This window comes from Mesorhizobium sp. CNPSo 4689 (genome assembly GCF_057784325.1).
The window spans coordinates 163,074-189,091 of record NZ_JBWLUZ010000006.1; the positions used below are offsets into that span (position 1 = coordinate 163,074).

A 26,018-nucleotide genomic window follows, 5' to 3' on the forward strand; every position below is an offset into this window, starting at 1 on the left:
GCCGTCCAGCCCACTTGCAATTCTTATTCTGCATTGCCACTGTCGGCGCGGAACCGCAGGTTGCAGGGGGCGAGCGGGTGGCAAATGCAGGGCTGGGCACAGCGGACGCCGAATGGCTGGCCAAGATGCACAAGCAGTTGCTTGCGGATGATTCGATTCAGTTCGGCCTGCCGGCCCTTGTTCAGCCTGAACCGCCCGAATGGCTGAAGCCGTTGCTGGAGATGCTGGAGCGGCTCGGTCCCTATATGATCTATCTGTTCTGGGCCGCGGTGATATCGGGCGCGGCCATCATCCTGCTGTTGATCGTGCTTGAAGTGAGAGGCGTCGCCTGGCGCCTGCCGTGGCGGCGCGCGCGCAAGGAGACCGAGGCGGAAGAGGCATGGCGCCCCGACGCAGGCGAAGCCCAGATCCTGCTGTCGGAAGCGGACGCGCTTGCCGCGCGAGGCGACTATGACGAAGCCGTCCATCTTCTGCTTCGCCGCAGCGTCGCCGACATTGCCGGCCGCCTGCCCGACTTCCTGCGGCCGTCTCTGACCTCGCGCGACATCGCCAATGCGCCTTCCCTGCCGGCGCGGGCCCGCGGTGCCTTCAGCGAGATAGCGCGCATCGTCGAGGCCGCGCTGTTCGCCCGCCGGCCGGTCGGCGCCGAAGGCTGGCAACAGGCGCGCGGCGCTTATGAGCGATTCGCCTTCCGGGACGCCTGGGCATGAGCGCTTCGGCAGCCGAGGCGGCACAGGAACCGTTCAGCCGCAGAACGCTGTTCTGGGGTATTTTCGCCAGCCTGCTTGCGGCGGCCGGTTTCTTCCTGCTCTCCACCTATGCCCCCGATTTCCGTACGCCTGGCAATGGCGGGCCAACGCCATTGTCCAAGGGCGGCTCCGGCTATGCCGGCCTGGTGGAATGGCTGAAATTGACCGGCGAGCCACCGTCGATGGCGCGCAACGAGGACGACCTTGCCAGCGACAAATTGCTGATCGTCACCATCTCGCCCGAGAGCGACCCGGAGGCGCTCACCCGGATACTCGATCTGCGCAAAGACCTCAGCACGCTCTTCGTGCTGCCGAAATGGCAGACGTTCCCGCTGCTGGAGCACGAAGGCTGGGAGACCAAAGTCGGGCGGCTGCCCGACACGGTCGTAAATGAATGGCTCGGCCGGATCACCAAGGCAAAGCTCGGCGTCGGCCAAAGCACGGTCGAGAAGCTCGACATCGAAGGCAGGCTGGTAGCCGCGCCCGAGGATATGCAGTGGGTGGCCGAGGAGCATCCGCTGATCGCGGCGGGCAACGGCAAGGCCGTTCTCACCGAACTCGCCGACAAGCCTTTCTACATCCTGACCGACCCCGACCTGATCAACAACGCCGCGCTCAAGGACCCGGACAAGGCTGCAGCGGCGCGCGACCTGATCGCCTTCCTGACACCCGACGAAGGGACGGTCATGTTCGACCTCACCCTGCACGGCGCGGGGCGCAAATACGATCTCGCCAAGCTCCTAGTCGAGCCGCCGTTCCTGGCACTGACGCTGACCATCCTCGCCGCTTCGGCGCTGGCCTTCCTGCACGGCCTTGGCCGTTTCGGGCCGCCGCGTGCCGAGGAGCGCGCTATCGCCTTCGGCAAGCGGGCGCTGGTCGACACCACGGCGATGCTGCTCAGGCGCGCCGGACGGCTGGAGGAGCTGGGCGACCGCTATGGCGCCCTGGCGCGGGCGCGCGCCGCGGCACTGCTCGGCGCGCCGCACGGCCTGCAGGGCGAAGCGCTCGACCACTGGCTGGATTCCCGCGACAAGGACGAGGCCGGCGGCTTTACTGTGCGCCTGCAGGCCGCAAACGATGCCAGGACCCTAGCGCAAATGCATGAGGCAGCAGAACGGCTGCATGACTGGACGGCAAGGAGGCTCAGTGAACGTCGATGATGTGAAGACCCTGGCGAATGCGATCAGGGAAGAGGTGGCGAAGGCGATCACCGGCCAGCATGACACGGTCGACCTGATGCTGACGGCCTTGTTCGCCGGCGGGCATATCCTGCTTGAGGGACCGCCAGGCACCGCCAAGACGATGACGGCGCGCTGCTTCGCGCAGGCGCTCGGCGTCGCCTATGGGCGCATCCAGTTCACGCCCGACCTGATGCCCGGCGATATCGTCGGATCGAACATCTACAATTTCCAGACCGGGCAATTCACGCTGACGCGCGGCCCGATCTTCTGCGACCTGCTGCTCGCCGACGAGATCAACCGCACGCCGCCGAAGACGCAGGCAGCGCTGCTGGAAGCCATGCAGGAACACGCCGTGACCTTTGACGGCACCACGCATTCGCTCGGCCAGAACTTCATGGTGGTTGCGACGCAAAACCCGATCGAGCATCAGGGCGTCTATCCGCTGCCGGAAGCCCAGCTCGACCGCTTCCTGTTCAAGCACCGGGTGAGCTACCCCGACGCGCAGGAGGAACGCGCCATCATCGTCCATCATGGCGGCGGCTCCGCCTCGCATGACATCAAGCAATACGGCATCGAGGCGCAGACCGACCGCAAGACGCTGGAGAAGGCGCTTGCCACCGTCGGCGATGTCACGCTCGTCGACGATGTCGTCGGCTACATTGCCTCGCTGGTGCGCGCCACACGCCAAAGCCCGGAACTGGAGGTCGGCGCCAGCCCGCGTGCCGGCGCTATGCTCGCGCGGGCAGCGCGGGCGCGGGCGGCGTTGGACGGACGTGCCTATGTGATCCCCGACGACGTCAAAGCGCTCGCCGTGCCGGCGCTCCGCCACCGTGTCATCCTGTCGCCCGCGGCACAGATCGACGGGCGGCTGGTCGAGCAGATCGTGTCCGACCTTGTCGACCAGACGGAAGCGCCGCGTTGATCTATCCCAGCGGCAGAGCGATCTGGGCAGCGGCGGCGGGGGCCATCCCTGCCTTCCTGGTGGCGCTGGCATTGCCGTCGCTCTGGTATCTCGGCTTGCTGTGGATCTGTCTGTTGCTTGCCTTCCTGGCGGTGGATGCGGCCGCCGGACGCGGACGGGCATCGCTCAGCGCCAGCCTCGACGCGCCGCCGCAGATCGGCGTCGGCGGTCGCTTCAACCTGCAGATCGCCGCCCGCTTTGCCGGCCGGCCGCGGGCACTGCAGGCGCGGGTCGGGCACGATACGCGGCTAACGCCTGTCGCAGGCAGTGGCGGCGCGCTGGCTCCGACCAGGGACGGCGGAACGCTCGACCTGCAGTTCGAGGCATTGCGGCGCGGCATTGCCAGCTTCGATCGCCTGTGGCTGCGCTGGCGCGGACCGTTCGGGCTGGTCTGGAACCAGGTCGTGCTGCCGATGGACAAGAAGGTGGCGGTGCTGCCCGATGTCAGCAGTGCCCGCGACGAGGCGATCACCCTTCTGCAGCGCTCGGCACTGGCCGACGGCCATGCCCAGCGCCGCGCCGGTCAGGGCCGCGAGTTCGAGTCGCTGAAGGACTACCAGCCCGGCATGGGCCGGCGGATGATCGACTGGAAGCGCAGCGCCCGCCATGGCAAGCTTTTGGCGCGCGAATTCCGGGTCGAGGAGAACAACAACATCGTGCTCGCCATCGACAGCGGGCGCCTGATGTGCGAGCCGGTCGACGGCGTGCCGAAGGTCGACCGTGCCGTGACGGCCGCACTTTTGTCGGCCTTCATCGCGCTGAAGGGCGGCGACATGGTCAGCCTGTTCTCGTTCGATGCGCGGCCACGCGTCACCAGCGGCGCGGTGCGCGGTTCCGCCAGCTTCGCGATGATCCAGAAGCGCGCGGCCGAGATCGACTATTCCAGCGAGGAGACCAATTTTACGCTCGCGCTGACCACGCTGTCGGCCAAGCTCGACCGCCGCTCGCTGGTCATCGTCTTCACCGATTTCGTCGACCCGATCAGCGCCGAACTGATGCTGCGCACCGTCGGCCGGCTGACCGAACGGCATCTGGTGCTGTTTATGATGATGAAGGATGTCGAGCTGGAAACGCTGGCCGACATGCCGCCCGCCGCCCCCGAAGACGTCGCGCGCGCCGTCACCGCCGGCAACCTGCTCAGGGAGCGGCAAGTGGTGATCGGCCGGCTCAGGCTGCTTGGCGCGCATGTCATCGAGGCCAGCCATCAGCGGCTTGGCCCGGCGCTGGTCGAGCGCTACCTGCAGCTCAAGCAGGAGGATTTGCTGTGACGATGCAAGCCGGCACCAATGCCGTACGCCAGTCGCTGGCCAGCTTCCGCCAGGAGCGCGAGGCGGATTGGAAGGCGTTCGAGGCGCTGCTGGCGCGTGTCGAGAAACGGGCGCCGCGCGCGCTGTCGGAGGAGGAATTGCTGTCGCTGCCCCTGCTCTACCGGTCGGCACTGTCTTCGCTCTCGGTGGCGCGGGCGACATCACTCGACAATGCCCTGGTCTCCTATCTCGAATCGCTCTGCCTGCGCGGCTATTTCTACCTCTACGGCGCGCGCCGCGGCCTGCGGCAGCGCATCGGCGATTTCTTCCTGCATGACTGGCCGCACGCCATTCGCGACCTGTGGCGCGAGACGCTGGTGTCCGTCGGGCTGACCGCGGTAGGCGCCGGCGCCGGCTACTGGCTGGTGGCGTCCGACAAGGGCTGGTACGACGCCATCATCGCGCCTGGCCTGGCCGGCGGGCGCAATCCGGATTCGTCGGCCGAGATGCTGCGCAGCGTGCTCTATGACGGCGCCAGCAGCGAATTCCTGTCGAGCTTCGCCGCCTATCTTTTCACGCACAATACGCAGGTGGCGATCCTGGCCTTCGCGCTGGGCTTCGCCTTTGCCGTGCCCAGCGTGCTCATCATCCTGATGAACGGCTGCATGCTCGGCGCGATATTCCAGATCTACGCGGCCAAGGGGCTGGGCTTCGAACTCGGCGGCTGGCTCTCCATCCACGGCACCACCGAGATGTTCGCGATCGCGCTGGCCGGCGCCGCCGGCATGCGGATCGGCACGCGCATCGCCTTTCCCGGCGAACTGCCCCGCATGGCGGCCGCCGCCCAGGCCGGGCGGGTGGCCGCGACGGCCATGGTCGGTGTTGTGGTTATGCTTTTGTTTGCCGGCCTGCTCGAAGGCATCGGCCGGCAGACGATCACCAGCGATGGCGCGCGCTATGCCATAGGCGGCGGCATGCTGGCGCTATGGAGCGCCTATTTCTACCTGTTCCGGCTGGTGCGACATGGCTAGACGCGCTGCCTTTGTCGCGGCACGACCGCTGATCACGCCGGAGGGTGTCGATCTCAGGGTCAGGCTTGCCGACGCCGGCACGCGGGCTTCCGCCTTCCTGCTCGATGTCGTGATCATCTCCACCGCGACGGTGGTGATCACTATCGTCGCGCTGTTCGGGTTGAGAGGCCTTGGCGCCCACGAGCTGCAGCCGCTCTTCATAGTCTGGATCATCCTGATCTTCCTGCTGCGCAATGCCTATTTCATCGCCTTCGAGGCCGGCCGGCGCGCAGCGACACCCGGCAAGCGGATCGTCGGCATACGGGTCGCCTCGCGCAGCGGCGCGGGTCTCACGATCGATCAGGTGATCGCGCGCAATCTGATGCGCGAGATCGAAATCTTCCTGCCGCTGTCCATCCTCGCCGGGCGCGGCGGCGCCGGCGTCGCCGACACGCTGACGACGATCTTCGGGCTGGTGTGGGCGCTGCTGTTCGCGCTCTTCCCGCTCTTCAACCGCGACCGCCTGCGCATCGGCGACCTGCTGGCCGGCACTTGGGTGGTCGAGGCGCCGAAGCTGGCGTTGGTCGAGGATCTGTCGCTGCGGCAGGATCCGGTCGCCAACGCGTTTCACTTCAGCCAAGCCCAGCTCGACGCCTATGGCATCGCCGAACTGCACAAGCTGGAAGAGGTGCTGCGCCGCGACGACTATTTCGCACTAAGGGCCGTCGCCGATACGATCGGGCGCAAGATAGGTGCAGCGCCGCAAGCTCACGACGCGCGCGCGTTCCTGACCGCCTATTACGGAGATCTCAGGGCGCATCTCGAGCGCAAGCTTTTGCTCGGCACCCGCAAGGCCGACAAGCACGCGCGGTAGCAACCGCCGAACCGGCGATGATGGCTCCAAGTGCCTGGCGCCAAACGTGGAAACGTCGGCGCTGCCCCTCATCCGCCTGCCGGCACCTTCTCCCCGTATAGTGACGGGGAGAAGGGGGATTTATCGCGACGTTGGCGCCTATTCCGCAACGCTGGTAGTTGGCGAAGCCATCTGCGACAGCGTCTTTCTCCCCGTCACCATACGGGCAGAAATGCCCGGCAGAGCAATGAGGGGCGGCGCCGACTTGCGATATCCGATGCCCTCTCGGCGCTCTTGCTCCTACCCCACCCACTTCTCGTAATCGGACACCAGAAGGTGAACTGGTGCGACGTCCTCGTCGATGTTCGAAAAACGGCCGATCGGCTCGCGGAAGACGTTGTCGGTGAGGTCATCGTTGACGGTCGAGACTTCGCCGATCAGCACATCCTTGCCCTCGGCCCAGAAGGCGTGCCAGACGCCCGGCATCAGCGTGACGCTCTGGCCCGGATCGAGCTTCAGCAGCCCGCCGGCCGGCAATCTGTGGATGGTTCCGTCGACAGGCACCGACACTTCGGCCTTGGGATCGATACCGCCGTCGCGATCGTGCATGAACAGTTCCAGCACCAGCTTGCCACCGCCGCGGTTGATGATGTCCTCGGCCTTGATGTTGTGGCGATGCATTGGCGACAGCTGGTCCTTGCGCGAGATCATGATCTTCTCGGCATAGAGCATGCCCATTCCCTTTTTCATGTCCGCGTAAACGCCGTTGCGCACGGTGAACAGGAACAGGCCGAGTTCGTCGAACTTCTCCTGGCCGTAGTCGGTGATGTCCCAACCGAGCCGCGAGGTGAAAATGGCCGCGGAGTCAGCCTTGCGCGCCTTCATCTCTTCCGGGCTCCAGTAGGCGAAGGGCGGCATGATGTAGCCGAACGAGCGGATGAAGGCGTCGGCGTCGCGGATGATGTCGTTGATGGTGGAGCGTTTCATGGTCGTGATCCCTTCTTCAGGCGGCGCCTACAGCGCATAGCCGAACACCGATCCGGTGTCGACGCAAACTCTATACTGGCCTCATGACATCCGGACCGATCGGGGCCATAAGTCCAGCCAAATCCCAAGGTGACAATCCATGCGCAGCATAGACGACCTCGATACGCCGGCGATCCTGATCGATGCCGCCCGCGCCGAAGCCAACATCAAGCGGGCGCAGGCGCATGCCGACCGCCATGGACTGAAGCTCAGGCCGCATATCAAGACCCACAAGCTGCCCTATTGGGCGAAGAAGCAGGTTGCGGCCGGCGCGGTCGGCATCACCTGCCAGAAGATCGGCGAGGCCGAGGTGATGGCCGATGCCGGGCTGACAGATATTTTTCTCCCGTACAATATCCTCGGCCGCGCCAAGCTGGAGCGACTGAAGGCGCTGCATGGCCGCGTCACGCTGTCGGTGACGTCCGACAGCAGGGAGACGCTGGAAGGGCTCGCCGCCACATTCACCGATGCCGGCCATCCGCTGCCGGTGCTGGTCGAATGCGACACCGGCATGGGCCGCTGCGGGGTGCAGACGGCCGATGAGGCGGTCGCGCTGGCGCGCGAGATCGACAAGGCCAGGGGCCTTCGCTTCGGCGGGCTGATGACCTATCCGGCGGCCGGCCGCGCGGCTCAGGCCGAGTCGTGGCTCGTAGATGCCAAACAAGCGCTGGCGGCAGCAGGTCTCGCCTGCGACCGCATCTCCAGCGGCGGCACGCCCGATATGTGGCGCTCGGGCGAGGACAGCGTCGTCACCGAATATCGGCCCGGCACCTACATCTATCTCGACCGCTACCAGGTCGCCAAAGGCGTCGGCAGCCTCGACGATTGTGCGCTGACGGTGCTGTCGACGGTGGTCAGCCATCCGACGCTGGCGCGCGCCATCCTCGATGCCGGCAGCAAGGCGCTGTCCAGCGACACGCTGGGGCTGGCCGATTTCGGCGAGCTGCTGGGCATTCCGGGCGCGAGGATCGCCGGATTGAGCGAAGAGCATGGCAATGTCACGCTTTCAGATGGCGCCAAGCTTCGCATCGGCGAGCGCGTGCGCGTCGTGCCCGACCATTGCTGCGTCGTCACCAATTTGTTCGACCAGGTGCATCTGATCGACGGCGACAAGGTGCTGGAAACGCTGCCGGTGGCTGCGCGCGGCCGGATGGGGTGAGGAGCGGTAGCTGATCTTCGACTGAGGTCAGTTAGCCTGCCGCGCCGCCACACGGCGCATCGAGATGACGCGGCGTCGGCGGATTTCCGTGCGCATGGCCATCAGATGCAGGGCGAAGAACAGCACGGTGAAGCCGAGCGCCATCACCAGCAGCGGTCGCAACATCGAGGGATCGATGGCCGAGCCGCCCATGCGGAACACCGAAGCCGGCTGATGCAGCGTGTTCCACCAGTCGACCGAGAATTTGATGATCGGGATGTTGATGAAGCCGACCAGCGTGATGATGGCAGCGGCCCAGGCGGCGCGGCTTGCGACATCGAGTGCCCGGGTCAGTGCTATGATGCCGAGATACATCAGGAACAGCACGAAGACCGAGGTTAGTCGCGCGTCCCACACCCACCAGGTACCCCACATCGGCTTGCCCCAGATGGAGCCTGTGATCAGCGCAAGTGCCGTGAAGACGGCGCCGATCGGAGCCGCCGATTTCAGCGCCACATCGGCCAACGGATGGCGCCAGACCAGCGTGCCCAACGCCGAGATCGCCATCAGCGTGTAGCACATCATGGCGAGCCAGGCGAAAGGCACGTGAATGTACATGATGCGCACGGTGATGCCCTGCTGGAAGTCCTCAGGTGCTGCGAAGCTCATGTAGAGGCCGGCAGCGAGCAGGATGGCGGCGACCGAAGCCAGCCACGGCACGAGCCTATCGGCCAGCCCGACGAAGCGCGTCGGGTTGGCAATATCCATCCAGCCGGCAAGGCGTGAGGTGGTGTCGCTCATGCGGCCTTACATAGACCGGCGGCGTGTTTGGGGCAATCGAGTGGTTGTCGCAGGCGAGGCAGGCTCTTCCTTCTCCCCGTGGGAGAAGGGAAAGCCGTCCCGCTTAAGCCGCTTCGTTCACTGTCCGGCTGAGGCGACGGACTTCTTCGTCGTTGAGCAGGCCGCCGGCGCGCAGCAGGCTGGCGAAGCGGCCGTTGCGCAGCGACAATTCGGCAAAGCCACCGAACTCGACCACCCTGCCCTTGTCCATGAACACGACCAGGTCGGCGTCGCGGACCGTGGTCAGGCGGTGGGCGATGATGAAGGTGGTGCGATCGCGGCGCAACTCGTCGATCGCTTCCTTGACGCGGTCCTCGGTCTCGACGTCGAGCGCGCTGGTGGCCTCGTCGAGGACCAGGATCGGCGCATCCTTGAGCACGGCGCGGGCGATGGCGATGCGCTGGCGCTCGCCGCCCGAAAGCTGGCCGCCGCGCTCGCCGACCACCGTGTCGTAGCCAGCGCTCTTCGACAGGATGAAGTCCTGCGCGGCGGCGGCATTGGCGGCGGCGTGGACCTCGTCATAGGTCGCCTCGGCGCGACCGACGCGGATGTTGTCCTCGATCGAGCGGTTGAGCAGGCCGGCATCCTGGAACACGGTGGCAATCGAATGGCGCAGGGACTTGCGGGTCACCGAACGCGTATCGATGCCGTCGATCAGGATGCGGCCGTTGGACGGCGTGAAGACGCGCTGCAGCAGGTTGATGAGCGTCGTCTTGCCGGCGCCCGTCGGGCCGACGATGGCGACCGTCTGGCCTGCCTGGACTTCGAACGACACGTCGTCGACACCCTGGCCGGAATTGGCGAACTCAAAGCCGACATGTTCGAAACGGACGTGACCGGTGACGTTGACGAGGTCGCGCAGACCGTCGGGCTCGGCGGTTTCGGCGGCCGAGTCCTCGAGGCGGTAGAAGTCCTCTAGCTTGGCGCGGGCCTCGGAGATCTGGTTGGCGAAGGCCGACATCTGGTCGAGACGGGCGATCAGCAGCGTGGCGAAGCCGGTAAAGGCGATGACGTCACCGATGCGCAGTTGGCCATGGGTGACCAGATAGGCGCCGATCAGCAGCACAATCATCATCGAGATGGTCGACGACAGGCGATGCAGCGCGTTGGCGATCGCCCACCAATCGAGCACCGGGTTCTGCGCATCGAGCAGGTTCTTGACGTAACGCTTCAGCGCCTCGGTCTCATGGCCGATGCGGTTGTAGCTCTGCAGCACGGCGACGTTGCTGACGGAGTCGGTCACATGCGCGAACACGGTGTGGTAGTGCCGCTCGACCGCTGCCTGGCCTGCCTTGGTGCGGCGCATGACCAGCCGGCCGATGCCGACATAGAGGGCGCCGAGCGCAAGCAACACCATCGACATGCGAACGTCCATGCTGAGCGCGGTCGGGATCAGCAGCGCCAGGGCGACAGCCGTCGACAGATGCTGGCGCATGAATTCGAGCCACAGGCTGAACAGGGTCTCCACCGCGCGCAGCAGCGTGTGGAGCGAATTGGAGGTGCCGCGCTGGTGATGCCAGGCGAGCGGCATCGTGATCACGCGCTCGAACGACTGGCACAGAACTTCGCTGCGCCGCTTATGAGCGAAACGGTCGGCGCCGCGCGCCACCAGCACGAAGGCGACGATGTTGAAGGCACCAAGGCCGGCCCACAATCCCAGCGTCGAGAACACCGAGCCATGCTCGGAGATGGCATCGATCACCCGTCCGAACATGATCGGCTCGAGGATGGCGATAATGGCAAGCGCGACGTTCGCGCCGCAGATCAGCGCGACGCGCTTTCTGTCGGCCGCGAGATAACCCAGCGCTCTCCAGTAGATTTGCAGAAGTGACACTTCAGCTACTCCGCCAAAAGTTTTATTGTGCACCGCACCATTTCTTGACACGTACCGGTTAACGCGTCGCAAAACAATGCCCGTCTACCTCTTCCGTTCCCAATTCGCGAACAAAAGATGACGACGCTGCGAAATCTGTCGTGATCACCTAACGGTTTGAGATAAAAGGTGAAATGTCAGCCTTGCGGCAAAATCATGGCAGCGCCGAAGCGCTGCCACATTTTTAATCACCGGAAGCTTGCGTAGCTGGGTCTAATAGATCGAGCCGGCCGTTCGCCAAGATGATCCGCAAATAAAGACGAGAGAGTACTGCCCGCCCCGAAGGACGTGCAGATAGTGCTTCAAGCCTTTGATGTCACGCAGGTATCCTGACAACCACCTCGACCTTGTCGCCGGCCTTCGGCTCAAAGGACGAGGATTTTGTCTTGGTTCCATTGACCTCGAGCGAGATGGATTTGGCCTTTTTGTCGCGGATGACACGAACCTTGACCTCGGCCTCCAGCATCTTGAGCGTCGCCGCATAGCCGTCCCAATGGCCGGGGAGTTTCGGCCGGAACGTGATCTGCTTGCCGCGCCGCTCGATGCCCAGAATGCCTTCGACCGCAGCCCGGTAAAGCCAGCCGGCCGACCCGGTGTACCAGGTCCAGCCGCCACGACCGCCCTTGCTTTCCCCGGCATAGATGTCGGCCGCCACGACATAGGGCTCGACCCGATAATGCTCGGCGGTAGCCTCGTCGGCGGAATGGTTGACCGGGTTCAGCATCGAGAAGCATCGGTAGGCGTCGTCGGTGCGGCCCATCTCGGCCAGCGCGATGACGAACCATGTCGCCGCGTGGGTGTACTGGCCGCCGTTCTCGCGTACGCCCGGCGGGTAGCTCTTGATGTAGCCCGGGTCCTTGTCGGTCCTGGAGAAGGGCGGCGTGAACAGCTTGACGATCTTGAGCTCGTCGTCGACGAGCATCTTTGTCGCCTGCTGCATGGCGGTGGTCGAGCGCGCCGGATCGCCCTCGCCCGACAGCACGCTCCACGACTGAGCAATGGAGTCGATCTTGCACTCTGCGGAGTTGTGCGAGCCGAGCGGGCTGCCGTCGTCGAAGCTGCCGCGGCGATACCATTGGCCGTCCCAGGCGGTGCTTTCCAGCGCCCGCTTCAGCGCGTCGGCGTGCTTTGTCCAGGTTTGTGCGCGCTTGGTGTCGCCCTGCGTCTTGGCGATGGGGGCGAAGTCGCCCAGCGTCTTCAAGAGAAACCAGCCCAGCCAGACGCTCTCACCCTTGCCGCCTTCGCCGACGCGGTTCATGCCGTCGTTCCAGTCGCCGCCGAGGATCAGCGGCAAGCCGGCGGGGCTGCTGCGCTTGATGGCAAGATCGAGCGCCCGCGCGCAATGGTCGTAGAGCGAGGCATGCGTCTTGGAAATCTCCGGCGTGAAGAAGGCATCGTGCTCGCCTTCGCCGAGTTCCTGCCCGTCGATGAACGGCAACTGCTCCTTCAGGATGCCGGCATCGCCGGTCACGTCGATGTAGCGGCTGGTGGCGTGGGCGAGCCAGACCACGTCGTCCGAGATCATGGTGCGCACACCGGCGTCGGTGCGCGGCAGCCACCAATGCTGCACATCACCCTCGGGGAACTGCCGGCGCGCCGCATTGAGTATCTGGTCGCGCGCCAGCTTTGGATCATGCGCCAAGAGCGCCAGCGTGTCCTGCAGCTGGTCGCGGAAGCCGAAGGCGCCGCTCGCCTGGTAGAAGGCGGACCGGGCACGGATGCGGCAGGCGAGGCTCTGGTAGGGCAGCCAGTGGTTGACCATGGCGTCGAGCGCCTTGTCGGGCGTTTCGACCTGGATGGTATCAAGGAAGCCGCGCCAGACGCGCTCATTGTCGGCCAGACGCTGGTCGAAATCCTTGCCGCGATGGGTCTGCACCAGCGCGCTCGCCTCTTCGACAGAGGCCGCGTCGCCGAGCAGCCAGAACAGCGTCACGTCGCCGCCGGCGGGGATGTCGACATCACTGGCGATCGCGGCACAGGGATCATCACCGGCTTCGACGCGGTCGGACAGGTTGGCACCCGCCAGCACCGCCTGCGGATACTGGCTGCTGCCATGCCTGCCGATGAACTCGCTGCGGTCCGCCGTCACCGAATGCACCGGGCCGCCGGCGGCCAGGAAGGCCACCCGCTCGCTGAAATCGAGCCCATAGGGATTTTTCGCCAGCAGCGCGCCGGTCGCGGCATCCCGCGACGGGACGATGGTCGCCGCTGTGCGCGAGCGATGGCCGCCAAGCACCCATTCGGCGTAGGCATAGATGCGCAGCCGCGCCGACACCGAGCCGGAATTTTGGATACGCAGCCGGGTGATCTTCACCGGATCGTCCGCGTCCACCACATGCGTCAGGTCCATCGACAGCGGCCCACGCTTCGAGCGGAAGGTCGAAAAACCCTGTCCGTGCCATGTTTCGTAGGTCATGGCGGGATCGCGCAGCACGGCGGCCGTCGGCGAGAATGCCTTGCCGCTGGCGTGGTCGTAAATGTAGATGCCCTCGCTCGGCCGGTTCGAGACCGGATCGTTCGACCATGGCGTCAGCTGGTAGTCGCGACTGTTGCGGCTCCAGGTGAAGGCCGCGCCCTCGGCCGAGACATGGAAGCCGAACGAGGCGTTGGAGATGACGTTGATCCAGGGCTGGGGCGTTGTGCGGTGGCCGGTCAAACGGGTGACGTAGTGGCGGCCGTCGCCGTCGAAGCCGCCAAAACCGTTCCAGAGGCTCAAGCCGCTGCCGTCGGCGCTGCTTTCCGCCGAGGCGCGCGCCATGAAGGCCGGTGCCGGCAGTGATGGCTCGCGAGGGCCCGCTGCGCCCGGCGCCGGCTGCAGGGCATCACGCGCCTGCAGCGCCGCCGCCTCGGCGCGCTCGATCTGGTCGAAGATCGTGCCGTTGCGCGTGTGCAGCACGACACGGGCAACCGCGAGCAAGGTCTTGTAGGTGGCCTCGTCCATCAGGTCGCGGCGTACGGCGAAGATGTGCTGGCGCGGGCCGAGCTCCTTGCCGCGCAGGCGGGCGTTTTCGCACAGCGTCTCGACTGCCCTTTGCAGGTCCTGCACATAGGAGGACGCCTGTTCGTTGACGACGACGAAGTCGATCATCATGCCGCGGGCGCGCATATATTCCTGGAAGCGCAGCGCCTGGGCGACGATCTCCAGATCGGCGACGTCGCCGATGCGGACCAGGAAGATCGGGAAGTCGCCGGAGATGCTGGTCGGCCACAGGCTCGACTGCTTGCCAAGACCCGACGCGATGGATTCGGCCGGCAGGCGCAGGAAGGAATCAGGATAGACCAGATAGCGCGCCAGCTTCTGCACATTGGCGGCGTCGGTCAGGCTAAGGCCGAGATGGCGGGTCTGCACCTGGCTGCGGGTCCAGGCGAGCATCGCCTGGCGGGCGAAGCTTTCCGGATGGTCGAGCCGGGCGATGGCTTCGTCGAGCTCGGCGCGGTTGGCGCCGACGACGGTCCAGAAAGTCAGCGAGATCTTCTTGTTGGCGGGCACGCGCACCTGCCGGCGAAGGGCTGCGACCGGATCCAGCGTGAAGCCGGAATGGCCCCCAAGCTTTGCGCCGGGATCGAAGGCAGCCGCATCGACGATGGTGCGGCCGCGGCCGATGAAGGCGCGCCGGTCGGTCTCGGCCTCGGCATCGCGCGCCGGTCCCGAAGGATCGGTGACGAAATGCGCCATGGTGAGGTCGGGTTCGTTCTTCTCGCGCTTGCGCCTGGTGGCGAGGATGGCGCCCTTGTTGGGCGCGATCTCGGTCTCGACGAACATTTTCGAGAAGGCCGGATGGGCGTAGTCCGAGGCTTCGTTGCCCAGCACCAGTTCGGCGAACGAAGTCACCTCGATATGCCGATCGACGGCGCCGTCATTGTAGAGCGTGACGCGGCGGCCTTCGCCATTGCCTTCCGAGATGACGATGCATTCGACTTCCGAACGCAGCGATCCCACGGATTTGATGAAGCTCGCCTTGTCGTCGGAAAACAGCGTCTGGACGCGCTCGTTCTCAGCCCGCCTCGGCTCTGATGTCGCCGACCACCAGTCGCCAGTGCCGGCATCGCGCAGGAAGACGTAGGAGCCGAGCCGATCCTCGGTCGGGTCCGGCTGCCAGCGGGTGACGGCCAACTCGCCAAAGCGGCTGTAGCCCGAGCCAGTGGCGGTGACCATCACCGAATAGCGGCCGTTGGACATGACGTTGGTCGAGCGCAGCGCGCGTGCCGGATCGAGGATGATGCGCGTGTCCGGGCTTTCGGTCTCGGTCTCGTCCTTGGAGCGCTCGTCGGCCTCGGTCCTGACGGTGGCGGTCGGGATGTCGCGCGGCGCCCTCTCCTGCAGCAGGAGTTCGGCCGACTCGATGACCGGGTCGCTGTGGAAGCGGTCGCGCAGGCGGCCCTCGAAGATGGCGTCGGCAACGGCGGCGATCGACATGCCCGAATGGTGAGCCATGTAGTTCAGCACGACGGCGTGGTCGGAGCCTTCGGGCACACGCTGCGGCGTGAAATCGACGGCGTCGTAAAAGCCGTGCCGGCCAAGCGCGCCAATGGCCTTCAACCTTGCCAGGTTCTGGACGGATTCGCGCGGCGTGAACTGCGCCGCCAGGATCGTCGCGTAAGGCGCGATCACCGTGTTCTGGCCAAGGCCGCGCTTCAGCCCGAGCCCGGGCACGCCGAAATTGGTGTACTGGTAGGTCAGCTCGCGGTCGCGCGCGTTGTAGGCGGCTTCCGAAATTCCCCACGGCACGTTCTTCGAGCGGGCATATTGGATCTGGCGCTTGATGATCAGCTTGCTGGTCTGGTTGAGGATACTGCCTTGCGGCTCCTTCATCACCAGCGGCGGCATCAGATACTCGAACATCGAGCCCGACCAGGACATCAGCGAGCCCTGGAAACCGATCTCGACGATCGGCCGGCCAAGACGGAACCAGTGCTCGGTCGGCAGGTCGCCCTTGGCGATGGCGAACAGGCTGGTCAGCCGCGCCTCGGAGGCGAGAAGGTCATAGCAGCTTTCGTCGAGCTGGTGTTCCTCGACCCGGTAGCCGATCGACAGGAGCTTGCGCTCCTGCCGCATCAGGAAGGAGAAATCCATCTCGAAGGCGTAGCGGCGCGTGCGCTCGCGCAGTGCCAGGAGCCTGGCGCGCAAGGTTTCGACGGCGTTCTCGTCATTATGCGAGTCGTGGACATGCGCCTCGCAGGTGGCCTCCAGCCGCGCCGCCCAATCGGCGATGACATCGCTGCGCGGCGACGCGGCCTCGGTGTGGATGGCGACAGCAAGCTTGCGGATCTCGCCGGCGAGCACGGCAAGGTTGATGGTGCGGATCGACGCCATCTCGGGCTGTGCCTTGATGGTCATCACCGCGCGCCGCATGCCGTCGAGACGATCGGCCAGCCGCTGGCGCAGCGGCCTGAGCTGGCGGCGGTCGTCGGGCAATTCCTCGAGGCTCTCGTCGAGGATGGTCACCGTGTCGAGAATGCCCTCGAAGTCGCCCTGCAGGTGAACGGAAGGCGCCTCCGCCCATTCGGCACAGGCTGCCGCCACCGCCACCAGATGGCCGGCGAGGTTGCCGCTGTCGACGGCCGAGATGTAGAGCGGATACAGCGGCTTCAGCGTGGTCGTGTCGTACCAGTTGTAGAGATGGCCGCGATCGCGCGGCATGCTCTCGATGGTTGCCATCGTCGCATCGATACGGGTGATGGCGTCGGACAGGCTGATCCAGCCGAAATCGCGCGCCGAAACCACCGACAGCAGGTAGACGCCGATATTGGTCGGCGAGGTGCGCGGCGCCACCACCGGCGCCGGGCTCTCCTGGAAATTGTCCGGCGGCAGATTGTGGTGCTCGGCGGTGACGAAAGTCTCGAAGTAGTGCCAGGTGCGCCGCGCCACGGTGCGCAGCGCATGGATGTCGGCGGCCGAGATGCGCAGCCGGTCCTCGGTCTCGGCCGAGCGGCTGATCCAGCAGGCGACCGCCGGCGAGCCGATCCAGAAAATCGCGAAGAAGAAGGCGACGAAGGCGCCGGTGGAATCGGCGAGTACTGGAATGGCCAGGCCGACGACGCCGATAATCACGGCGCCATACATCATGCCGTAATAGGCTGCGAGATCGCTGCCACCGCTCTTGTGCGCCTGCGAGGCGGTGCGCCATTCGAGCAGGTTCTGCCGGCTGACAAACAGGCGGTAGACCGTACGCACGATCGCATCGCCCATCATCCAGGCGTTATGCGCCATCAACAGGATCTTAAGCGCCACGAGGGCCGTGCCGAAGACGGTGTCGCGCGCCAGCGCCGAGAAATGGCCTCGCGGCGTCTGGTCGCCGCTCTTCGGCAGGATGCCGTTGACGATGTCGAAGGTCGGCGCCATGAACAGGCTGAGGATCAGCAGCGCCTGCCATTGCGCGGCCTGCGTGAAGGGCAGCAGCGTCCAGCCGGCGATCGCCGCCATCACCCAGAAGATCGGCGTCAGCGAGCGGCGCAGATTGTCGACCATCTTCCAGCGCGACAGCGCCGGCACGCCGGAGCGCGGATTGAAGATGAAGCCGAGCAGTTGCCAGTCGCCGCGCGCCCAGCGGTGATGGCGGGAAGCATCAACTGAGTAGCGGATCGGATAGTCCTCGACCAGCTCGACATCAGTAACCAGCGCCGAGCGCGCCAGAGCGCCTTCGAGCAGATCGTGACTGAGGATGGTGTTCTCCTCGATGCGGCCCTTCAGCGCCGCCTCGAAGGCATCGACATGATAGAGGCCCTTGCCGGTGAAGGAGCCGTCGCCAAAGACGTCCTGATAGACGTCCGAAACGGCAAAGACGTAGGGGTCGAGGCCGCGATTGGCGGAGAAAATCCGCTGGAAGAACGAGGCGTCGTCGCCGCTGGTCAAAGAAGCGGTGATGCGCGGCTGCAGGATGGTGTAGCCGGCGGTGACACGACGCTTGGCCGCATCGAAATGCGGCCGGTTGAGCGGATGGCTGAGCTTGCCGGCCAAGGTGGCGACGGCATCGCGGGTGGTGCGCGTGTCGGCGTCGAGCGTCATCACATGGACGACGTTTTCCGGCAGTGGCACATCAAGCGGCAGGAAGGTGGTGTCGCTGTCGCCGCGCAGCAAAAGGTTCAGCTCGTGCAGCTTGCCGCGCTTGCGCTCCCAGCCCATCCAGCAGCCTTGCGCGGCATTGTAAAGCCGGCGCCGGTGCAGCACATAAAAACGCGGCGCCCCTTCCGACGGATAGCGGGCGTTGAGCCGGGCGATCTCGTCGCGGGCATATTGCAGGATCTCGATATCGGCGGCGTCGATCTCGGTCTTGGAATCCGGCCAGTCCGAAAGCAGCGCGAAACGGATCTCGTCGGCCGTGTTGGCGAGGTGGTGCACCTCGATGTTGCGGATGTTTTCCTCGACATCGTCGCGCGAGCCGATCAGCGAGGGCACCACGACCAGGGTGCGCGCCTCGGCCGGCACGCCCCCATGCTTGTAGTCGTAACCGACGAGCCGCGTCGGCTTCAGGAAAAGCGACACGACGGTGTTGAAGAATGCGAGCGCGCCCTCGCTGGCCGGCACGGCGAACAGCGCCAGCATCAGCACGATGGACGGCACCGAAAGGCCGAGATGGGCAAGCGCGTTGCCGGCGAGCGCCAGAAGCAGGACGGTCAGCGCAAACACCGGCACGACGACACCCAGCCAGCCGGTGTTGGCGAAGGTCCGCTTGACGGTGACGCTGACGGTCGGCCGGTAGCCAATCGCCTTTTCCAGCTCCAGCCGGCGCGGACCGACGAGGAAGAAGCCGACATCCGTATGCGCTGCACTCTCGGTGGCGCCGGTAGCACGGCCGGCGAGCTCGATCGCCTTCTCGGCGACGCGGTATTCAGAAAGCTCGGAGCGGCGCGCCAGCTCCTCGATGGCGGTGCGGTACTGGTCGCGCGAGAAGAAGTCGAGCGCCGCGAAATCGGTGCGCTCGCGCAGCAGCGTGTCGATGCGGCTGACGCCTTCGAACCACACCGTCCAGTCGACGTCGTTGATCAGACGCAGGCCGCGGATGATGTTGCCGGTGGTGACATTGCCGCTGGACAGCGTGTGGTGCTCCGAGATGATGATTTCCTCGGCATCGGAGCCGGTCTTCTCGAGCTCGCCCTCCAGCCATTCCAGCGCCCGGCCGGCATTCTGCGAACCGTCGCGCAGGCGGTAGAGCAGTTGGGTGGCGAAGGTTGTGTCCTGCGCATGGGTGACGTAGTGCGACAGGATCGCCTGGCGGTCGGCGTTGTCGTCGGTCGCCAGCACGCGGTCGGCGACTTCGTTGGCGATCTGGCGCATCTGCCGCGTGCGGTTGACGCGCACGGCGATGCGGCGAAGGTTTTCGATCAGCACGAAGCGCAGCAGCGACGGCAGCGCCCAGAGCTCGCCGATCTTCAGCGGCTCTACCGACTGGAAGCCCTCGACGATCGACTTGAACATGGTCGCCGAGACCGAACTGTCGGAATGCGCGACATAGGTCCAGGCCACCGCCAAAGCGCGCGGCACGCTGGTACCGTCGGACAGTTTCAGGGTCGGCAACTGGCGATAGAAGCGGCGCGGCAGATCGCGCTTGACCTGGAAGATCGTCTCCTCGACCAGATAGTTGTTGTCGAGCAGCCATTGCGCCGCCGGCGTGATGGTTTCGCCCTTCGCTTGCGCGGCATTGGTCGAGCGGTAGACTTCGAGAATCCGTTTCGCGCTGTCGCGGATACGGGCCTGGAATTCGAACGGCGTCAGCCCGAACAGGTCCCCGACTTCGCCCTCGGCAAGGCCGCTGCCCAGCGCACGCAGCCGGTCCTCCGGCAGGAAATTGGAGCGGATCGGCTCTTCCGTAATGGCCGGAAAGGCGGCGCTCGTCTTTTCGATCTTGGCGGGGTTCGTCTGTATGTTCATTGAAAATTCCGTATAGCGGGCGCGATGCGGCGTCCCCGCCACGGCAATGTCCCTAAAAGCGATTCAAATGCAATTGGTTGCATGGCGACATTGGTCGAAATGTTGTTTCCGCGCGCGACAGGGCGCCGTCTCTCGACAACTTCCGGATGAGCGCCCCTCGCACCCATTCGGATTTGATCGGATTCAGGCTTTTTCGTGGTACGGGCAACAGCTTACGCGATATTTCGCCGGCAGCGCGATCATGTTTGGAGACAGGCGTTAACCGTTGCCGGCAACACGACCGATGCGGACGACGAACAGAGCCGCCGTCCGTGTGGGCTCCAAGCGCAGTTCCGAGGCGCCCTGCCCCAGCAGAACCGCATCCAGCGGACCCAGGCGCGCCGGCGCGGCGCCGTGCACCGCGAGTTCGCCGTCGAGGCAGAGGACGAGCGTCGCATCATCGGCCGGCGAAACGTCGATCGCGGTCGAAATCAGCAGCCGCTCGACAGTGTGGGTCATGCGGGTGCGGCGGGTCATGACGTTGAGATCGGTGACCGGACCGGCGATCAGCTCGGCTCCGGTCGGCACGTCGGCCGGGAAGGAAAACGGGGCGGAGGCGCTGGTCAGTTTCTGCGGGGCCTGACCGGCGATATCGAGGATGATGCCCTCGCCTTCCAGTACGGCCAAGGTGCGGTCGACGCCAGCAAAGCTCGAAAACGGCCCGCCGGCCTCGACGCGCGCCATGGAGACGCGCCAGTCGAAATCGTCGAGCCCGACGCCGTCAGGTGAGACGGCGATTTCGGTCGTCGTGCCGCCGCCGTTCTTCCACGGCATGACGCGGTAGTCGGCGGCACGAAGGATGCGCATGCTTAACCCTCCGCAATGGCTACGGGCGTTCGAAACGCGAAAAGCCGCTTCTGCGGCTTTTCGCCTGCCTGCGGCCGGACGTTTCTCACCCCAAAATGCCCGGCAGGTTGAGTTGGTGTTGCTTGGCACAGTCAACAGCGATGTCGTAGCCGGCGTCGGCGTGGCGCATGACGCCGGTCGCCGGGTCGTTCCACAACACCCGCTCCAGCCGCTTTGCTGCTGCGGGCGTGCCATCGGCGACGATGACCATGCCTGAATGCTGCGAAAAGCCCATGCCGACGCCGCCGCCATGGTGCAGCGACACCCAGGTGGCGCCGGACGCGGTGTTGAGCAGCGCGTTGAGCAGCGGCCAGTCGGAGACGGCGTCGGAGCCGTCCTTCATCGCTTCCGTCTCACGGTTGGGCGATGCGACCGAGCCGGAATCGAGATGGTCGCGGCCGATGACGACGGGCGCCTTGAGCTCGCCCTTGGCCACCATCTCGTTGAAGGCGAGGCCAAGCCGGTGGCGGTCGCCGAGGCCGACCCAGCAGATGCGCGCCGGCAAGCCCTGGAAGGCGATGCGCTCGCGCGCCATGTCCAGCCAATTGTGCAGGTGGGTGTTGCCGGGAGTGAGTTCGCGCACCTTGGCGTCGGTCTTGTAGATGTCCTCGGGATCACCAGACAGCGCCGCCCAGCGGAACGGGCCGATGCCGCGGCAGAACAGCGGGCGGATATAGGCCGGGACGAAGCCGGGGAAAGCAAAGGCGTTCTCGAAGCCCTCTTCCTTGGCCACCTGACGGATGTTGTTGCCATAGTCGAGCGTCGGCACGCCGGCATTCCAGAACGCCACCATGGCCTCTACATGCTCGCGCATCGACGAGCGGGCGGCCTTCTCAACCGCCTTGGGATCGGACGTGCGCTTCTCGCGCCATTCGGCCAGCGTCCAGCCCTTGGGCAAATAGCCGTTCAGCGGGTCATGCGCCGAGGTCTGGTCGGTGACCATGTCGGGGCGCACGCCGCGCCGCACTAGTTCCGGCACGATATCGGCGGTGTTGCCGACGAGGCCGACCGACTTCGCCTCTCCGGCCTTGGTCCAGCGCTCGATCTTTTCCAGCGCCTCGTCCAGCGTGTCGGCGCGCTCGTCGACGTAGCGGGTGCGCAGCCGGAAATCGATACGGTCGGGATCGCATTCGACGGCCAGGCAGCAGGCGCCGGCCATGACGGCCGCCAGCGGCTGGGCGCCGCCCATGCCGCCAAGGCCGCCGGTCAGGATCCACTTGCCCTTGAGATTGCCGCCATAGTGCTGGCGGCCGGCCTCGACGAAGGTCTCGTAGGTGCCCTGCACGATGCCTTGCGTACCGATATAGATCCACGAGCCGGCCGTCATCTGGCCGTACATCATCAGGCCCTTCTTATCGAGCTCGTTGAATTTCTCCCAGGTCGCCCAATGCGGCACCAAATTGGAATTGGCGATCAGCACGCGCGGCGCATCCGGATGGGTGCGAAACACCCCGACCGGCTTGCCGGACTGGACCAGCAGCGTCTCGTCCTCGCCGAGCGTCTTCAGCGACGCGACGATGCGGTCGAAATCGTTCCAGGTGCGCGCGGCGCGGCCGATGCCGCCATAGACGACCAGTTCGTTGGGGTTTTCGGCAACGTCGGGATCGAGATTGTTCATCAGCATGCGCAGCGGCGCCTCGGTCAGCCAGGTGCGGGCGTTGAGCTCGGCGCCGCGCGGGCTGCGGACTTCGCGGATGTTGTGGCGAGGATCGGTCATCATTGTCCCTTTCGAGTAAGGCGGCGCGTCAGCGTCCGGCCCAGTCAATCGCGGTTTCGAGGATCTTTTTCAGCGTGGCGCGGATCGGTGCTGCAAACTCGGCATCATAAGGAGCCGGCCAATTGTCCGGCGCGCCCTTGCCTCCGGGCTCGCGCATGTAGCCACGGTTGGAGAGCTCCATCTGCAGCGCATGCACGTTGTTTTGCGGTTTGCCAAAATTGCGCGTGATCCAGCCGCCCTTGAAGCGGCCGTTGATGACGAAGGTCTCGCCGGTTTCGGCGAGGATCTGGCCAACCATCGCCTGCAACGCAGGATCGGCGCTCTTGCCATCATTGGTGCCGAGGTTGAACACCGGCAGCGTGCCCTCGAACAGGCGCGGCAGCACCGAGCGGATCGAATGGCAGTCATAGAGCACGATCTTGCCGTGCAGGCCGCGCAGCCGGTCGATTTCGGCCTGCAAGGCGGCATGATAGGGCATGAAGTATTTTTCGCGGCGCTCATCGATCTCCGACGGTCCCGGCTCTTCGCCTTCGCGGTAGAGCGGATCACCATCGAAACTCTCGGTCGGGCAAAGGCCAGTCGTCGCCTGGCCCGGGTAGAGCGATGCGCCGGACGGGTCGCGGTTGACGTCGATGACGGTGCGCGAGATCGCCGTATGGACGATCGTCGCGCCGAGGCCGGCAGCAAAATCATAGAGATTGTCGATCCACCAGTCGCAGTCGCGGCGGCCGAGCCAAGGCGAGACCAAACGGTTCTCGAGGCCGGCGAGATCGATGCCGGTGTGCGGGATCGACACCAGCAGCGGTGCCGTGCCGTCCGTTACCGTGAGCCAGTCGGCCATCATGCCGCTCCCGAAATCGCGGGCAGCGCCACCGCGCCCGCCGCCTCCACCGCCGCACCACTGCGCACAATGGCGATGGCCTTTTCCATGTCGGGGTGGAAATGGCGGTCATTGTCGAGATGCGGCACTTCCGCCCTGACCAGCTTGCGGACAGCTTCGAGCGCAGTGCTCGAAGGCAGTGGAGCGTGGAAGTCGCAGCCTTGCGCGGCGGCCAGCAACTCGATGCCGATGACTGCCGTGGCATTCTCCACCATGCCGATCAGCCGGCGTGCGCCGTGTGCTGCCATCGAGACGTGGTCTTCCTGGTTGGCCGAGGTCGGGATGGAATCGACGCTCGCCGGATAGGCCTTCTGCTTGTTCTCGGAAACCAGCGCCGCGGCGGTCACCTGCGGGATCATGAAGCCGGAGTTCAGCCCCGGCTTCGGCGTCAGGAAGGCCGGCATGCCGGACAGCGCCGGGTCGACCAGCATGGCGATGCGCCGCTCCGACAGCGAGCCGATCTCGCAGACGGCAAGCGCGATCATGTCGGCGGCGAAGGCCACCGGCTCGGCGTGGAAATTGCCGCCGGAAAGAGCCGTGTCATCCTCGGCGAAGATCAGCGGATTGTCGGTGACGCCATTGGCCTCGGTGCCCAGCGTATCGGCGGCCTGGCGCAGCACGGCGAGTGCGGCACCCATCACCTGCGGCTGACAGCGCAGGCAGTACGGGTCCTGCACGCGCTCGTCGCCGACGCGGTGCGATTCTCGGATGGCGCTGCCGGCCATCAGATTGCGCAACGCGTCCGCCGTCTCGATCTGGCCGCGATGCTTTCTGAGCAGATGGATGCGCGGATCGAAGGGCGCGTCGGAGCCTTTTGCCGCATCGGTCGACAGGGCGCCGGCGACCAGCGCCGACTGGTAGAGGACCTCGGCCTCGAACAGGGCGGCCAAAGCGTAAGCGGTCGAGAACTGGGTGCCGTTGAGCAGCGCCAGCCCTTCTTTGGCCCCGAGCGTGACCGGCTCCAGCCCGTGCGAGACGAAGGCGACCTTGGCCGGGAAACGGCCATGCGGTGTAAAGCATTCGCCGACGCCGATCATCACAGCGGTCATGTGCGACAGCGGTGCCAGATCGCCGGAAGCGCCGACCGAGCCTTGCGCCGGCACCACTGGGATGACGTCATTGGCGAGCATGGCTTCCAGCAATTCGATGGTCTGCGGCTGCACGCCGGATGCGCCCTGCGCCAGGCTGGCGAGTTTCAGCGCCATCATCAGCCTGGTGACAGCGACCGGCATCGGCTCGCCGACACCGGCGGCATGCGACAACACGATGTTGCGCTGGAGGGTCTCGAGGTCGGCGGCGGGAATGCGGACGCTCGCCAATTTGCCGAAGCCGGTGTTGATGCCATAGACCGGCTCACCCTTGGCGACGATCCTTGCGACGGCCTCGGCGCTGGCCTTGATCTTTGGCCGGCAGGCGTCATCCAGCCTAGGCACGGCGCCGCGGTAGATGGCGCGCCAGTCGGCAAGCGTCGCATTGCCGGGCTTCAAAACGAGTTCGGTCATTGTCCTCTCCAGATGCGGGCATGCAGCGGGTTGAAGCCCATGCGGTAGACGAGTTCGGCCGGGCGCTCGATGTCCCAGATCGCGAGATCGGCGGATTTGCCGGCCTCCAAGGTGCCGGTCTTTTCCAGCAGCCCGAGCGCGCGGGCCGCTTCGCGGGTGACTCCCGCAAGGCATTCCTCGACCGTCAGGCCGAACAAGGTCGCCGCCATGTTCATGGTCAAGAGCAGCGAGGTCAGCGGCGAGGTGCCGGGATTGCAGTCGGTCGCGACCGCCATTTTGACGCCGTGCTGGCGGAACAAGGCGACCGGCGGCTTCTTGGTCTCACGGATAAAATAATAGGCGCCGGGCAGGATCGTCGCCACGGTGCCAGCCTTGGCCATTGCGGCCGCGCCGGCCTCATCGGTGTATTCAAGATGGTCGGCAGAGAGCGCGCCATAGCGTGCGGCGAGTTCTGCGCCGTGCAGATTGGACAACTGGTCTGCGTGAAGCTTCACCGGCAAGCCCAGCGCCCTGGCCTTGTCGAAAACGCGAGACATCTGCTCGGGCGAAAAGGCGATGCCTTCACAGAATCCGTCGACCGCATCGGCGAGACCTTCGGCGGCAACGGCCGGCAGGATCTCCTTGGCGACGAGATCAATGAAAGCGTCCTTGTCGCCTTTTGCCTCGGGCGGCAGCGCGTGGGCGGCGAGGCATGTAGTGCGGACCGTCACCGGGCGTTTGTTGCCCAGCTGCCGCGCGGCCCGCAGCGACTTTGTCTCATTGGCTAGGTCGAGGCCATAGCCCGACTTTACTTCTACGGTGGTGACGCCTTCCGCCATCAACGCATCGAGGCGCGGTAGCGTCTGGGCGACAAGTTCGTTCTCGCTGGCGGCACGCAAGGATTTGACCGACGAGACGATGCCGCCACCGGCTTTGGCGACCTCTTCATAGGTGGCGCCGGCCAGACGCATCTCGAACTCGTTGGCGCGGTTGCCGGCATAGACAAGATGTGTATGGCAGTCGATCAGGCCGGGCGTGATCCAGCGGCCATCGCAGTCGATGCTCTCGGCGCCCTGAGCGAGGCTGGACGGCATCTCGGCTTCCGGGCCGGCATAGACGATCAGGCCATCGCGCGCGGCGATCGCGCCCTTTTCGACGATGCCCAGTCCGGACGTGTTTTCGGACAAGGTCGCCAGGCGCGCATTGCGCCAAAGGTGAAGGCCCCCTGCCCGGCTTTTCATTTGTGCCGCCATCATCTTTTCCGTTTCAATGGATGGCAATTATGTATATACATATTGAAACGCACTG

General features: G+C 65.5%; 16 protein-coding genes. 7 read left to right on the top strand and 9 right to left on the bottom strand.

Annotated features, from left to right (window positions below; all coding sequences use genetic code 11):
* Positions 1-77 precede the first annotated feature (77 nt).
* The 6 genes from AC04SI_RS12620 to AC04SI_RS12645 are packed head-to-tail and all read left to right on the top strand — an operon-like array spanning position 78 to position 6,022.
* A complete protein-coding gene (locus AC04SI_RS12620; RefSeq protein ID WP_404277552.1) occupies positions 78-710 on the top strand; it encodes a DUF4129 domain-containing protein in 633 nt (210 codons plus the stop codon).
* On the top strand, positions 707-1,909 hold the full coding sequence (locus tag AC04SI_RS12625) for a DUF4350 domain-containing protein (RefSeq protein WP_488474277.1): 1,203 nt from the start codon (positions 707-709) through the stop codon (positions 1,907-1,909). The genes AC04SI_RS12620 and AC04SI_RS12625 overlap by 4 nt, the downstream gene beginning before the upstream one ends.
* On the top strand, positions 1,896-2,852 hold the full coding sequence (locus AC04SI_RS12630) for an AAA family ATPase (RefSeq protein ID WP_404277548.1): 957 nt from the start codon (positions 1,896-1,898) through the stop codon (positions 2,850-2,852). Before AC04SI_RS12625 ends, AC04SI_RS12630 begins: the two co-directional genes overlap by 14 nt.
* On the top strand, positions 2,849-4,159 hold the full coding sequence (locus AC04SI_RS12635) for a DUF58 domain-containing protein (RefSeq protein WP_404277546.1): 1,311 nt from the start codon (positions 2,849-2,851) through the stop codon (positions 4,157-4,159). The genes AC04SI_RS12630 and AC04SI_RS12635 overlap by 4 nt, the downstream gene beginning before the upstream one ends.
* A 2-nt stretch (positions 4,160-4,161) precedes the next feature.
* A complete protein-coding gene (locus AC04SI_RS12640; protein ID WP_404277942.1) occupies positions 4,162-5,169 on the top strand; it encodes a stage II sporulation protein M in 1,008 nt (335 codons plus the stop codon).
* Complete coding sequence (locus tag AC04SI_RS12645; RefSeq protein WP_404277544.1) at positions 5,162-6,022, top strand: RDD family protein; 861 nt, start codon at positions 5,162-5,164, stop codon at positions 6,020-6,022. The genes AC04SI_RS12640 and AC04SI_RS12645 overlap by 8 nt, the downstream gene beginning before the upstream one ends.
* A 279-nt stretch (positions 6,023-6,301) precedes the next feature.
* On the opposite strand, the gene AC04SI_RS12650 is transcribed toward AC04SI_RS12645, so the two are convergent.
* Positions 6,302-6,988, bottom strand: coding sequence for a D-lyxose/D-mannose family sugar isomerase (locus AC04SI_RS12650; protein ID WP_192182701.1), 687 nt, complete (start codon positions 6,986-6,988; stop codon positions 6,302-6,304).
* Between the two features lie 139 nt (positions 6,989-7,127).
* Between AC04SI_RS12650 and AC04SI_RS12655 the strand changes: the two genes are divergently transcribed.
* Entirely contained in the window at positions 7,128-8,186 is a 1,059-nt protein-coding gene (locus AC04SI_RS12655; RefSeq protein ID WP_404277542.1) for a D-TA family PLP-dependent enzyme, read from the top strand.
* Between the two features lie 27 nt (positions 8,187-8,213).
* On the opposite strand, the gene AC04SI_RS12660 is transcribed toward AC04SI_RS12655, so the two are convergent.
* The 8 genes from AC04SI_RS12660 to hutI all read right to left on the bottom strand — a co-directional run bounded on the left by AC04SI_RS12660 (position 8,214) and on the right by hutI (position 25,963).
* Positions 8,214-8,966 carry a heme ABC transporter permease gene (locus AC04SI_RS12660; protein ID WP_404277540.1) on the bottom strand — a complete coding sequence of 251 codons (753 nt, stop codon included), beginning with the start codon at positions 8,964-8,966 and terminating at the stop codon, positions 8,214-8,216.
* 103 nt (positions 8,967-9,069) lie between these two features.
* The gene (locus AC04SI_RS12665; RefSeq protein WP_404277538.1) at positions 9,070-10,839 is read right to left on the bottom strand and encodes a glucan ABC transporter ATP-binding protein/ permease; all 1,770 of its coding nucleotides are present in this window, start codon (positions 10,837-10,839) and stop codon (positions 9,070-9,072) included.
* A gap of 355 nt (positions 10,840-11,194) precedes the next feature.
* Complete coding sequence (locus AC04SI_RS12670; RefSeq protein ID WP_488474278.1) at positions 11,195-19,747, bottom strand: glycoside hydrolase family 94 protein; 8,553 nt, start codon at positions 19,745-19,747, stop codon at positions 11,195-11,197.
* A 258-nt stretch (positions 19,748-20,005) separates the two neighbouring features.
* Positions 20,006-20,593 carry a HutD/Ves family protein gene (locus tag AC04SI_RS12675; protein WP_404277534.1) on the bottom strand — a complete coding sequence of 196 codons (588 nt, stop codon included), beginning with the start codon at positions 20,591-20,593 and terminating at the stop codon, positions 20,006-20,008.
* Between the two features lie 85 nt (positions 20,594-20,678).
* Entirely contained in the window at positions 20,679-22,352 is a 1,674-nt protein-coding gene (gene hutU / locus AC04SI_RS12680; RefSeq protein WP_404277532.1) for a urocanate hydratase, read from the bottom strand.
* A gap of 25 nt (positions 22,353-22,377) precedes the next feature.
* Positions 22,378-23,193, bottom strand: a complete 816-nt coding sequence (gene hutG / locus AC04SI_RS12685) for an N-formylglutamate deformylase (protein ID WP_488474279.1) — start codon at positions 23,191-23,193, stop codon at positions 22,378-22,380.
* Complete coding sequence (hutH, locus tag AC04SI_RS12690; RefSeq protein ID WP_488474280.1) at positions 23,190-24,731, bottom strand: histidine ammonia-lyase; 1,542 nt, start codon at positions 24,729-24,731, stop codon at positions 23,190-23,192. The genes hutG and hutH overlap by 4 nt, the downstream gene beginning before the upstream one ends.
* The gene (hutI, locus tag AC04SI_RS12695; protein WP_404277526.1) at positions 24,728-25,963 is read right to left on the bottom strand and encodes an imidazolonepropionase; all 1,236 of its coding nucleotides are present in this window, start codon (positions 25,961-25,963) and stop codon (positions 24,728-24,730) included. The genes hutH and hutI overlap by 4 nt, the downstream gene beginning before the upstream one ends.
* Positions 25,964-26,018: the final 55 nt, after the last annotated feature.

Coding starts and splice junctions, on each gene's coding strand:
- hutU (WP_404277532.1), bottom strand. CDS start 22,352: ATGATGACCGATCCTCGCCACAACATCCGCGAAGTCCGCAGCCCGCGC.
- AC04SI_RS12650 (WP_192182701.1), bottom strand. CDS start 6,988: ATGAAACGCTCCACCATCAACGACATCATCCGCGACGCCGACGCCTTC.
- hutG (WP_488474279.1), bottom strand. CDS start 23,193: ATGATGGCCGACTGGCTCACGGTAACGGACGGCACGGCACCGCTGCTG.
- AC04SI_RS12675 (WP_404277534.1), bottom strand. CDS start 20,593: ATGCGCATCCTTCGTGCCGCCGACTACCGCGTCATGCCGTGGAAGAAC.
- AC04SI_RS12625 (WP_488474277.1), top strand. CDS start 707: ATGAGCGCTTCGGCAGCCGAGGCGGCACAGGAACCGTTCAGCCGCAGA.
- AC04SI_RS12670 (WP_488474278.1), bottom strand. CDS start 19,747: ATGAACATACAGACGAACCCCGCCAAGATCGAAAAGACGAGCGCCGCC.
- AC04SI_RS12640 (WP_404277942.1), top strand. CDS start 4,162: ATGCAAGCCGGCACCAATGCCGTACGCCAGTCGCTGGCCAGCTTCCGC.
- AC04SI_RS12660 (WP_404277540.1), bottom strand. CDS start 8,966: ATGAGCGACACCACCTCACGCCTTGCCGGCTGGATGGATATTGCCAAC.
- AC04SI_RS12655 (WP_404277542.1), top strand. CDS start 7,128: ATGCGCAGCATAGACGACCTCGATACGCCGGCGATCCTGATCGATGCC.
- hutH (WP_488474280.1), bottom strand. CDS start 24,731: ATGACCGAACTCGTTTTGAAGCCCGGCAATGCGACGCTTGCCGACTGG.
- hutI (WP_404277526.1), bottom strand. CDS start 25,963: ATGGCGGCACAAATGAAAAGCCGGGCAGGGGGCCTTCACCTTTGGCGC.
- AC04SI_RS12645 (WP_404277544.1), top strand. CDS start 5,162: ATGGCTAGACGCGCTGCCTTTGTCGCGGCACGACCGCTGATCACGCCG.